At 42.6% G+C, this 12,049-nt stretch carries 9 protein-coding genes and 1 pseudogene; 6 read left to right on the top strand and 4 right to left on the bottom strand.

Annotated features, from left to right (window positions below; genetic code table 11):
* A partial coding sequence (locus F8R90_RS27070; RefSeq protein WP_196513251.1) for a zinc ribbon domain-containing protein occupies positions 1 to 295 on the top strand: 295 nt, incomplete at its 5' end.
* Between the two features lie 112 nt (positions 296 to 407).
* On the opposite strand, the gene F8R90_RS27065 is transcribed toward F8R90_RS27070, so the two are convergent.
* From F8R90_RS27065 to F8R90_RS27055, 3 genes are all read right to left on the bottom strand, one after another.
* Positions 408 to 950, bottom strand: a complete 543-nt coding sequence (locus F8R90_RS27065) for a Uma2 family endonuclease (protein WP_196513250.1) — start codon at positions 948 to 950, stop codon at positions 408 to 410.
* 290 nt (positions 951 to 1,240) lie between these two features.
* Positions 1,241 to 2,110: a DUF5895 domain-containing protein gene (locus F8R90_RS27060; protein WP_190895449.1), complete on the bottom strand. Its 870-nt coding sequence runs from the start codon at positions 2,108 to 2,110 to the stop codon at positions 1,241 to 1,243.
* Positions 2,111 to 2,366: 256 nt separating this feature from the next.
* Positions 2,367 to 3,173 carry a haloacid dehalogenase type II gene (locus F8R90_RS27055; protein ID WP_230966926.1) on the bottom strand — a complete coding sequence of 269 codons (807 nt, stop codon included), beginning with the start codon at positions 3,171 to 3,173 and terminating at the stop codon, positions 2,367 to 2,369.
* Positions 3,174 to 3,456: 283 nt separating this feature from the next.
* Between F8R90_RS27055 and F8R90_RS27050 the strand changes: the two genes are divergently transcribed.
* Genes F8R90_RS27050 through F8R90_RS27035 form a run of 4 tightly spaced genes read left to right on the top strand, consistent with a single transcriptional unit; the run spans position 3,457 to position 8,202 of the window.
* Positions 3,457 to 5,202 (top strand): ScyA-related TPP-binding enzyme, encoded by a 1,746-nt coding sequence (locus tag F8R90_RS27050; protein WP_196513249.1) that lies wholly within the window; start codon positions 3,457 to 3,459, stop codon positions 5,200 to 5,202.
* A gap of 44 nt (positions 5,203 to 5,246) precedes the next feature.
* Positions 5,247 to 6,395, top strand: coding sequence for a 3-oxoacyl-ACP synthase III family protein (locus F8R90_RS27045; protein WP_196513248.1), 1,149 nt, complete (start codon positions 5,247 to 5,249; stop codon positions 6,393 to 6,395).
* Positions 6,396 to 6,435: 40 nt separating this feature from the next.
* Entirely contained in the window at positions 6,436 to 7,485 is a 1,050-nt protein-coding gene (locus F8R90_RS27040) for an SGNH/GDSL hydrolase family protein (RefSeq protein ID WP_196513247.1), read from the top strand.
* Between the two features lie 33 nt (positions 7,486 to 7,518).
* Positions 7,519 to 8,202 (top strand): class I SAM-dependent methyltransferase, encoded by a 684-nt coding sequence (locus F8R90_RS27035; protein ID WP_196513246.1) that lies wholly within the window; start codon positions 7,519 to 7,521, stop codon positions 8,200 to 8,202.
* 46 nt (positions 8,203 to 8,248) lie between these two features.
* Here the strand turns inward: F8R90_RS27035 and F8R90_RS27030 are convergent, their stop codons facing one another.
* Complete coding sequence (locus F8R90_RS27030) at positions 8,249 to 11,824, bottom strand: NB-ARC domain-containing protein (protein ID WP_196513245.1); 3,576 nt, start codon at positions 11,822 to 11,824, stop codon at positions 8,249 to 8,251.
* Between the two features lie 79 nt (positions 11,825 to 11,903).
* Here F8R90_RS27030 and F8R90_RS27025 point away from each other — a divergent pair.
* Positions 11,904 to 12,049: pseudogene (locus tag F8R90_RS27025) on the top strand (ISKra4 family transposase); the annotation flags it as partial.

Genomic DNA, 12,049 nt, shown 5'->3' with positions numbered 1-12,049 from the left:
CTACTACACCAGTCAGAATTGCTCTAACTGTGGTGAGGTTGTCAAAAAAACTTTGAGTACCAGGACTCATTGCTGCCCCCATTGCGGAACAGCCTTAGACCGTGACCATAATGCAGCGCTGAATATTCTTGAAATTGGACTCCGTACTGTGGGGCACACAGGAACGTTAATCGCCTCTGGAGACATCGACCTCTGCGTGGGTGAGGAAACTCCTCCAAGTAAGTCGGGTCGCGGAAAGAGGAAGTCCAAAGAGCGATCTTTGGAATCCCCCGCTATATCAGGTACTCCTGATTAGCGCCGGGAGGATGTCAAAGCTAAGGTTCTCAGATAGTAAAAAAATTGGCGTTGCATATCGGAAGAACTGTACCTATATACATCTATTCATCACTCGATTCAGCAACGCCACCCTATGGCAAAAGTCTTTGAACGGATACTGAAAAATCTGCAAATGCTAACGGTGTAATCGTTCCTTGCTTAATAGTATATTCTTCAACATACTTACCATTTTGCGGGTTTCTGAACACAATCATCTGTTTAGCCGATAAACTTAAAACCCAATATTCTTGAATCTCAGCCGTCGCATAAATCACAGCCTTGATCTCCAAGTCTTTGTTTAAGCTTGTCTTGGCAACCTCTACAATCCAGAAGATATCTTTAGGAGCAGGATGGCGATCGTTGTAGGATGATTCTGGAAGTCGAACAATTGCAATATCAGGTTCGGGTTCCGAGTCGGATAGTGTAATAGGCCCATTGAAACGAACATCAGCTTTACCTAAGAGCAACTCTTCTAAATACTTTGCACCTCGTTTTGCTGTGGTGTAATGAATTGGGGTTTCTGGACTCATCTCAACAATTTCACCTGCTAGCAATTCCAGATGACGACCACGCAGAATGCCCGCCTCAACCATGCGATGATAGTCGTCTACAGACCATTTAGCCAGGGTTTTCATAGCAGAATTGCTCACATTCTTGTGATAGACCTAGTTCAATTTTATGGGTTCTTAGTTAAGAAGCACCCCAATAAATATAAAATTCTGGTCGTCCCAAGCGATCGCTATGCAATATCCAAGGTGTGCATCAACTCATAAGCGCAAGAATAGCAAATAATGTGCTAGACAAAATCACATATATGTTAGCGCTTACCTGACGTAGATAACCTTTGCAACTCAACCAATCATTTTGGTACGTTCCGGTGCAGTATAGTATTAAGCTGTTGGCAGCTGCTAATCCCTACTCCCACCTAATAGGGCGGATAAGCAAAATCATCTTCATCAGCATAAACGTAAGACTTGGAAACCCCTGCCATTGCTAATTTAGGCATTTCTGATTTTACGGGTTCCTTCCCAAAATCTTTGTATTCTTCAAAAGTCTTGCAAATCATTGCAGACTCAAGTGAATCCGAAGCAATTAAGTATTGTGTTAAAGTCCCTACCGTCGGATGTTTGTAGTCTACAGTTGAAGCTACCAGAACTGTATTTGGTTCAATACCTCTTTCTTCACACTCAATTATGGGGCAAAAAATCCCATGAGCATGAAACAAAGGGCCTTTTGGTGTCAAAGGTTGTTTGCGATAGACAGCATAAGCCTTTTCTAGTTCAGCAACGAATCCACTAACTACTTTACCTTGTTGATATTCACAGTAGGTTTTGCTGAAACTTGCTCCGGCGGCACCATTAAGTGTTAGTTGTAGTGGTGATTCATGTAAAAACTTTTTATTCTCACCCACTATAAAAATTAGATAGCGAGTAAAGGTTTTAAATTTAAGTTTGTCGGCTAAAAAAGCATCATAATTATCTTTGAGCGTACCTAGCTTTAGACCACTTTCTCGGTCTTTGACAGACAATGGTCCCCGACGCACTAAAACCAAGTGTGGAGTCGTGCTAATAAAGACTGTTTCGACTCCAGAGCTAAATTCATGCTCCACTTGCTGCCAATTATCATCTGGCACAAAGCCAACAGCATGAGCATTATCTAGCTTAATCGCCAAACCGTGAGATTGTATACCATCTGTGCCATACCGAGGATTAATCATCTGACACCAAGGGATGACTTGAGAAGGCGGTGCATTGAATTTCTCGTCTTCAAAGTCGAAATTAGCAGATGCTTTCATCGTTTTAGGCTATCAAAGTGTTTTATTGAACAAGTATTATCGGCAGGGCACTGATCTGGAGAGACAGAAGCAGAGCGTTGATACGAGCGTCACCCGTCCCTTGCACTTTGCCCTCATAAAGAAGGGCTAATGTGGTCTCAAACTGGTGTAGTAGTTTTTCCAGAGTAAGACAGAATCAATCTATGTTGCAATCCCTGTTTCGTTTTGTAACAACAGAACCTCATTGAAACAGTGCTGGGCACTCAACACTTATTGCTCAGTATTGTTTCAGTGAACTCAAAGCAGTGAGAGTCTTTAAATCAGCCACTTCTAAGTCGGGTTGACTTACTGCTGATACTGTGGTTGATAATCCTTTTTGGTCTGCTCGACGGTTTACCCAGACTGTTGATAGTCCCAGAGATTTGGCTGTAACGATATCATGATATACACTAGTAGCAACGTGTAATATCTGCTCTAACGGCAAATTAATTCTCTCAAGAGCCAGCCTGAAGTTGTTTAAGGAGGGTTTGTAGCTTCTTGCCTGTTCTGCTGTTATTATTTGGTCAAATTCCACCTCTAAGTACTTTGCCGAGAAAGCAAAGAGATCGTCATCTACATTTGAGATAATTACCAGCTTAAAATTTTGCTTGAGAGTTTTAAGTGCCTCAACTGTATCGGAGAAAGGCAGCCAATGCTGAATCGATTCAGCCAGTGACTTTAGTTCGTCAGCAGTTGGCTCAAAGTCAAATCTTTCACCAAATTTCTGGACTACCCTCTTCAAAACTTCTCGGTATTTGATATATTCTCCTTTTTCCAGTTCTGCTTCAAATTCAGCAAAAAGTGCCCGAATTTGATTTTCATCGAGATTAATGTTGTGTGCCAGCAGAAGTGGCTTTAGCACCCCTAAGATCCCGTTTTCCCAATCAATCAGGGTTCCGTAACAATCGAAAGTTAAAACCCTGTACTGATTTAAGTCAATCACCTTTCTATACTCCAGAGCTTGATTAGTAGTGTTCAGTTTCACAAACCAAAAGACGGGTGAACCCATCTGCGTTGGCGCAGCCCGCAACAGGCATCGCCACATTTACTTCTCTTAAACTCTCTTAACATTTCTTTTATATCAAAGCAGAGTTTAAGTTGGTAGGCAAGAAAAGACCAAACTGTGTGAAGATAAGCAAGTAGATTGGCACAACAAAACTAAACTATCTTAATAAAGATGAAGTGGGCTAAAAACCTCTTGCCTCTTGCCTCTTGCCTTCAGCATGGCTGCTTGCTGCGTGATTTAAACGACAAATATTTGCACTGACCTACTTTGGGTGTGGGATAATATTATCCCACAGAGGAAATTATTCCTAAGTATATTTTCTATGGATGTTAAATTTCAGGATACACAAGCGAATACCACTGAACAATTAAATTCAAATAAACAGCTATTTGATATCAAGCCATCCGTAACTTTTTCGGTAGCAGAGGCAGTGGTAAAAATCCTGAAAGACATGGGAGTGCAATATGCCTTTGGTGTTTCGGGAGGCGCGATCGCTCCCGTGTGGGCAGCGTTACACCAAAGTTCTATCCAGGTGCTGCACTTTCGCCACGAAGCTGGAGCAGCTTTTGCAGCCGTTGAAGCACACTTTGCTAGCGATCGCCCGGTTGTGGTATTCACTACTACAGGGCCGGGAATCACCAACGCTTTGACTGGATTGTTAGCTGCCCGTTGGGAGGGAGCTAAGGTGATCTTCGTGTCAGCTTCAACCTCAGCACCACAGAGAGGACGTTGGGCTTGCCAAGAAACTAGCACTTACACTATGCCTAGCGCCGGGATTTTTACTTCAGGGCAAATATTCCATTATGCAACCACTGTCGAATCTAGTGATGAACTCACAGAGGTTTCTCGAAGGCTTGCCCTTGGACTAGGACAACCAGGAGGATTTGTAGCTCATATAAGTATTCCAACAAATATCCAGACAAGTTCACTCAAAACTTCGTTGCCACGAGTAACTCTGTCTAATGGTGTGGCAACAGCAACTGAGGAAACAATTGCAAAATGTGTCCAGTTAATGTCTGAGGGGCCGTTTGCAATTTGGGTTGGTTTCGGGGCACGAGGTGCTGCAAAAGAGATTCGCCAGCTTGCTGAGAGGACAGGGGCTGCGGTGATGTGTTCACCACGGGCTAAAGGTATTTTTTCTGAAGATCATCCTCAGTTTGTAGGTGTTACCGGGTTCGGTGGGCATGAGTCGGTTCTCAGGTATATGCAGGAATCCCATCCTTTACGCACCTTAGTTCTAGGAACACGCTTAGGCGAACGCACATCACTCTTGCTCCCTGTAATGGTACCTTTGCGGGGCTTTTTGCATGTTGACATCGACCCAGAGATACCAGGAACTGCATATCCATCTGCTGAGACCTTTGCGATTCCATCTGACATCAAAGTGTTTGTGAAGGGTCTGTTGAAACACTTTTCGCAGCATCCTGTTCAGTTGACAAAACCGATACTATCTAGACCTGAACACAGTATAATCAATCTACGTACACACGGGAAAGTGCGTCCCGTAGTGCTTATGGATGCTATTCAAAGACTGATTGTTGAGGGAAGTGATGTATTGGTGATGACCGAGGCAAGCAGTTCGTCTGCTTGGGGAAATTATATGCTGCGGTTTGCCAAGCCACATCGTTACCGAAACTGTAGCGGTTTTGCGTCTATGGGGCATATTACCACTGGCGTTGTCGGTGCGGCACTAGCTCGTCGTGGTAAGGCGATCGCCATTGTTGGTGACGGTGCCATGCTAATGAATAACGAGATCAGCACAGCTGTGAAGTACCAGATTCCAGTTGTCTGGATAGTACTTAATGACGGACACTACAACATGTGCGATCGGGGGATGGGAATGTTGGGCTTCCAGGGTGTAGATGCAAATATTCCCCAAACCGACTTTGTTAAGATTGCTTGCGGGATGGGAGCCGATGGTATTCGTGTCGAGAGAGAGGCTGACATTGAGGCGGCTCTGAAGAAAGCAATGGCAGCGATCGCTCCATTCGTGGTTGATGTGATTATTGATCCTACTCAGCCTGCACCAGTTGAAAGTCGTATTCAGAGCTTGATGTCCCAGAGCTAAACTAATTATTGCTACTAAATATTGAGTGTAAAAAAAGGTTATTCATGGCACAACACGCAGTAGGTATTCGCTCACTCGCTGTGAGCTTACCCAGCATTAGACGTAACAACGATTACTACAGAGAAAAATACCCCGAATTGGTTGCTCAAGCAGAGCAAAAAAGTTTAGGAAGGTGGTTCTCTCTTGATGGCTCCACCCCCAAGAGTGAGTTTGACTTAGAGATGATGCCTTATCTATCAGATCCCTTTCGGGGGACTGTCGAACGGTGGGTGCTAAGTCCAAATGAGTCACCACTAATGCTACAGTGCCGTGCGGTAAAAGATACCCTTGCGGCTGCAAAGCTTTCTCTGGAAGATGTCGATCTGATGCTTGTTGCCTCGATCTGGCCTGAACAAATCGGATTTGGTGATGCTGCGTTTCTGGCGCGTGAGCTAGGTTTGCAAGGTGCAGCTTGGAATATCGATGCAAGCTGTGGCAGCACTCTAATTGCGTTGCAGACTGCTTATGCTTTGGTTTCGGCAGAACAGTATCACAACGTACTAGTAGTTATCTCATGCTCTTACTCTCACTTTGTCCCCGAAGATGATACTGCCTCATGGTTTCTTAGCGATGGTGCCGGAGCTTTTGTGGTAAATAAACTTGAATCACATCAGGGTATTCTTGGTATTAAGACTATTCATGCTGGTGCCCTGTCCGATCTAATTTACCCTACGATCGCCAAGAATATACAGGGCAACTTGCAGGTTCGTATGCAGGTCAGCAAGGATGCAAACAGGTTAACTCGCGAAACGGCTGTAGGGTTTCTCCGCACTTGTTGTGAAGGTGCTATTAATGCAGCAAGTGTGACCCTCGAACAAATAGACTTTTTTATTTTCAACACACCTACGGCTTGGTTCGCACGCTTTTGTACGCGCGTTCTGGGTATTAATCCAGAACGTACAATCGACCTCTATCCACAATATGCAAATATTGGGCCAGTACTTACTGTAGTTAATATGTACCATGCTGCACAGTTGGGAAAAATTAGTGAAAATGACTTAGTTCTTGTTTATGGATTTGGTGCAGCCGGTGCTGCCTCTGCGAGTGTGATGCGTTGGGGCAAAGTAGCGCTAGGTTCTGCTCCTATCCATAAAATAGAATCTGACTTGGCAGTGACAATTTCTAAAGACAGAAGCAAAGCTCCTTCTTGTTAAGGTTGTTTACCAAGATTTAATGTTTATCTGAGAGTTGGCTGTGAAGAAACAAATTCTTGCGACCGGAATTTTTATTTTATCTCTCATCTTTCCGCTCAAAGTTTCAGCGCAGAATAATGACGAGATTTATGTGTTTGGTGATAGCCTCTCTGATACAGGCAATGTATTCAATGCCACAGGTGGAATCATCCCTCCAAGTCCAACTTACTTTAATGGACGTTTTTCCAATGGCCCAATTTGGGTGGAATATCTCGCCTCCGATTTAGGATTAATGTTTAATCTAAACACCAACTTTGCCTATGGTGGCGCAACCACAGGCTTTAAGAATATCGGCATTGCTAGTTTACCAGGATTGCAACAACAGATTAATAGCTTTACATCAACAAATCCTTCTGCAAACCCGAACGCCCTCTACGTCATCTGGGCTGGTACAAATGATTATTTAGATTACTTTTTTGGTGACATTCCTAATCCTACCCAAGCAGTCAACAATTTATCAGTATCAGTGACATCACTTGCTGCTGTTGGTGCTAAAAACTTTCTGGTGGTTAACTTACCAGATTTAGGAAAGTTTCCAGTTACAGGCGGCAATAATCAAGATTCCAGCTTACTAAGCACTTTTACCAGTGCACACAACTCCAGTTTGACTGCAAATCTCAACTTTTTGAGCCAGCAACTCAGCCCTGATATTAATCTCATTCCTCTTGATGTTAATTCTCTATTCAATAGAATTATCGCTGCTCCAGAAGAATTCGGTTTTACAAATGTTACCGAATCTTGTGTTGGAGACTTATCGGTAGTGCCCATTAATGTTCCCAAGCAGCCAGTTGCTTGTGAACCAGATAAGTTTTTATTTTGGGATCAAGTCCATCCTACAACATCTGCTCACAAACTAATTGGAGAATTAGCTTTTTCAGCCGTGAAGCCAATACCTGTATCCGAACCTTCTGCTGTATTAGGAATGTTGGCGCTTGGTGTTTTAGGTGCAGTTGGGTGCGCGGTTGAGAGATACAAAGATGAGCGTCAAGTTAGGGCAAAAATTGTACTTATGCCTGTTTTTGAAGTTATTCATAGGGTAAATCCAGAGTAATGAATTAATAATGTAAGTTTTGGAATAAAAGTTATGGGGATTAAGTTTGAGAAAATCCTTATATGGGGACGTTCTGCTGAAGAATACACCAACATGTTTGGTTTAACTCTTGAAGATAACAAACTGAAAATTATTGACTGTGCAGGTGGTCCTGCAAGCTTTAATGTTGAAATAACCCGTAGAGGAGGCAATGTTGTCTCTTGCGATCCCATCTACAAATTAAGTAAAACTGAGATTGCTCGACACATCCAAGAAGCTAGCCGTGAAGTCATGAATGCGGTGCAAGGAAATCCAGATAATTTTGTTTGGCAGGATATTCAATCGCCAAGCCAGTTACTAAAGATTAGAATATCCGCAATGCAGGAATTCATTGAAGACTTTTCTTTAGGAATTCAGGAGAAACGTTATGTTACAGGTGAGCTACCTACTTTACCATTTGCTGATCGAAAATTTGATTTAGCCTTATGTTCTCATTTTTTATTCATCTATTCTGAACACCTATCTGAAGAGTTTCATATCGCTTCTATTGCAGAAATGTGTCGAGTTGCTATAGAGACACGCATTTTTCCACTGCTAGATACCTCTGGCAAGCTATCTCCATTTTTGCTGCCAGTTATAAACCAATTGATCAAGCAGGGATATGAAGTAGAAATTAGACAAGCATCATATAAATTTCAGAAGACTGGAGACAAGTTCTTGAGTGTATCAAAAAGCTAAGTCTTAAAAAAATGATTTAGTTTTTTCTATGATCATCCAAGTTCTTTCATCTTATAACTGTAGGATTGTCTTCTCCATAAAGAACTGCTCCTAAAGCTTTCAGAGAGGCCTTTTGGGCTTCAGTTATACCTGTAATGCCAGTGGTGTTCATGCCTTGATAGGGTCTATCATTCCTCAAAATTTTTAGACACTTTCCAGTCTTTATATCCCATATTCTAATCGTATCATCTTGACTACTACTAGCCAGGGTTTGATCGTGGGCACTAAAGGCAAGTGACCAAACCCACTTGGTATGTCCTGACAAAGTTTTGAGGCATTGTCCAGTACTGACATCCCATAACTTCACCATTTGGTCTCCACTCCCACTCGCTAGAAGGCTTCCATCCGCACTAAAGCTGACTGAGTAGATAGAACTGGTATGACCTTGTAAAGTTCTAAGGTGTTTACCTGTTCTCGCATCCCACAACTTCACTGTTTGATCACTACTGCCACTCGCTAGAAACTGCCCATCAGCACTAAAACTAACTGACCACAGCCAATCAGTATGTCCTTGAAGGGATTGAAGGCATCGGCCAGTGTTTACATCCCACAATTTCACTGTTTGGTCATGACAACCACTAGCTAGTATCTGACCGTCCGGGCTGAAGGCAATAGACCAGACCCGGTGGCTTTGTCTATTAAAGGTATTAATGCATTGACCCGTACTGGTATCCCATAGCTTTATTGTGCGATCATCGCTGCTACTTGCTAGTATCAGACCATTTGGGCTGAAAGTAACAGCTAATATGCGGTTACTGTGCCCATTTAAGGTTGTTATACATTGACCAGTTTTAGTATCCCACAATTTCACTGCTTGGTCTTCACTACCACTAGCTAAAATGCGACCATCTGGGCTAAGAGAAACTGATGTTACCCGATTATTGTGTCCCTGCAAAGTTTGAAGGCACGTACCAATGCTAGCATCCCAAAGCCTTACAATTTTGTTAGACCCACTACTAGCCAACATATAACCGTTTGGGCTGAAGGCAACCGACCGTACTCCATCACAATAACCTTGAAAGATTCTAATACAACGACCAGTACTGACATCCCACAACATAACTTTTTGGTCATCACTGCCACTGGCCAAAATGTAGCTGTCTTTGTCGGAACTTAGTGCAACTGTCCATATTCGACTGCTGTGTCCTCTCAAAGTTCTAATACATTTACCTGTAGTAGCATCCCAGACTTTCACCGTTTGATCATCACTACCGCTAGCAATAATATGTCCATCCAAACTGAAGGTAACAGAATGTACTGAGTCAGTATGACCTTGTAGCGTTAAATAGCATTGTCCTGTGTCAACATTCCATAGCTTCACTGTGTGATCATGACTAGCGCTAGCCAAAATGCGACCATCTGCACTGAAGGTAACGGAATGTACTCGATTGGTATGTCCCTCCAATATTTTAATACATCGACCAGTGTTGATATCCCATAGATTAAGGGTATGATTGTCGTTTCCAGTTACCACTGTATGACCATCGGGGCTGAAGGCGATTGACCATACACTATAATCATCTACCGATAAAGTCTTAAAACACAGACCAGTATCGATATCCCAAAACTTCACAGTTTTATCCTCACTGCTACTCGCCAGCATGTGACCATTCGTACTGAAGGCGATAGACTGGATACCACTGCTATGCCCTTGCAAATTTGCAACACACTGACCAGTGCTAACATTCCATAGCCTCACTGTTTGATCGTCACTACCGCTAGCCATAATATCTCCATTAGGACTGAAGGTAACTGATCGAACCCAACCAGCGTGGCCCCTGCAAGTGAGCATCTGTTGTCCATCTGCAACCTGGTACAGGCGAATCTCATTATTAGTATCGCCCGTAGCTAGAAGTTTGCCATTGGGGCTAAAGGCTACCGAAAAAATACCACCGAGGGTTTCCGCAAAAACACACTTAGCGAGATCGGCATGAGCAAAATTTGCATTGTGCAAATTCATATTACGCATATCTGCTTGCCAAACAGTCAGATAAGAAAAATCATAGCCACTTAAATTTGTTTCTAAATTAAAAAGCAGATTCAGAATATTGCCAGCTGTATACCCTGGTTCTAGCGGCGATGTTTCTCGGAGTTTTACTAAAAGTTGAGTTAATTTATTTTCAATGTTTCTTTTACTTCTTAAAACATTAAGCAATCCATCTATAACTGGTTTGATTATGAGACGAAGTTGAGTGTCTTTAATATAGTCTTTACCTGTCGCCTTCATCAGAGCATGACATCTAAATAAATCAATATTCTGAGTGACAATTTCTTCACAGACCTTTTCTATCAAGCTACTAGTCACATACTCCATAACTACAGGCTGGAGCGTAAAGGATGATCCCGTTTTTTCAATGAGCGTAGGCGTAGCCTTCTCGATTAGCGATCGCCTTCCTAAAGATTCTACAGCCTCTAGTAATTTAGCTTGGGGTACTGGTGATATAATATCATCTCGCAATTCTGAGAGGGTAATCGACTCACGATTAATCGCTAGCCAGTACATTATATTCTTTTCTAAATCTGACAAGCGCTCAAACTGCTGCTCTAAAATATCGCGAATATCTCCAAAAACAGCCGTGTCTTGTTGCAAAAATCCAGTCACATTACCATCAAAAACATCTTGAATGGTCGTGGCAACTATCTTCAAGGCTAATGGATTGCCTCCATAGCGTTCAATCATTACTTTCCATTCATCTTCTGCCGCCGATAGCCCTTTGAGTTTTAAGATTTCTTGTCCTTCCCCCACCTTCAAGCCATTCAGTAGTAATGAGCGAACAGGTAGTGCTTCTCCTTCCAGTAATGCCACTTCTTTCGGTTTTTCACGACTAGTCAGCACTAAGCAGCTTTGGTGAGTTGCTTCTCCTACCCGTCTTAAAAGCTCACCATATTCCTCATATCCTTCTCGATAAAGTCCGGCACGGCTACCACTACGGAGAATTGACTCTGCATTATCAAGAATCACCAAACAGCGATGATTTTGCAAATAATAGAGTAGTCGCGATACCCTCTCACTAAAGCTTTCTGATAAGTTACCTTCTATTTCCTGTTCATCAGATAGAAATTGGATCAGGTTACTTAGAATAATTTTAACAGGTGGAGCTTCTCGTAGCGATCGCCAGATCACATACTCAAAGTTGTCCTGAATCTGTTGAGAAAACTTTACAGACAGTGTTGTTTTCCCAATGCCTCCTATCCCCAATAATGTGACCAACCGACAGTGCTCATTGAGAATCCATTGCTCTAGCGTGACAAGTTCTTCTGTACGCCCATAAAAAACTGAGTTAAAGATAGCTTCTCCCAAATCTAGACGAGTATTTGAGCTTGAATAGTCACTTTTATCTATTTTTAGATGAAAAGCTAAAAATAGCTTTTCAAGAGTCTGTTTATCAACTCCTCCTTCCCGATTCAATACTTTCGAGATGGTAGCGGAATATAACCCAGAGCGGGCACTCATTTCTTCAAGAGTGTACCTGTTTCCAAAATTTTCCTTTGCTTCTGATTGATGCTTTGCTTGCTGAAGTTTTTGTAAACCCTTGGTAGTAAGTGCAACGCCACGCTTGCGTCTCCAATTCTGTAAAGTCATGTATGGGAGCATCCAGTTTTGGAAGATTTACCATTTCTGAGAAAATGTAGAAGGAAATAACCCTGTGCGATCGCTGACTATGAGCCAAGAGAAACAAGAACGGATCAAAGCCTGCTTACAAGAACTGGCAACATTACTGTACTCGGAAGCTGATAAGAGTCAGTTAATAGACCTCGAAGGTATAGAAAAAACAGTTCGTAGCCAAATATTGGAATATGTCGGCCC

It is taken from the genome of Nostoc sp. NZL, assembly GCF_015714705.1.
GTDB lineage: Bacteria > Cyanobacteriota > Cyanobacteriia > Cyanobacteriales > Nostocaceae > Nostoc > Nostoc foliaceum_A.
The sequence above is the reverse complement of the archived record's forward strand: the minus strand, read 5'-3'. Positions and strand labels throughout refer to the sequence as shown.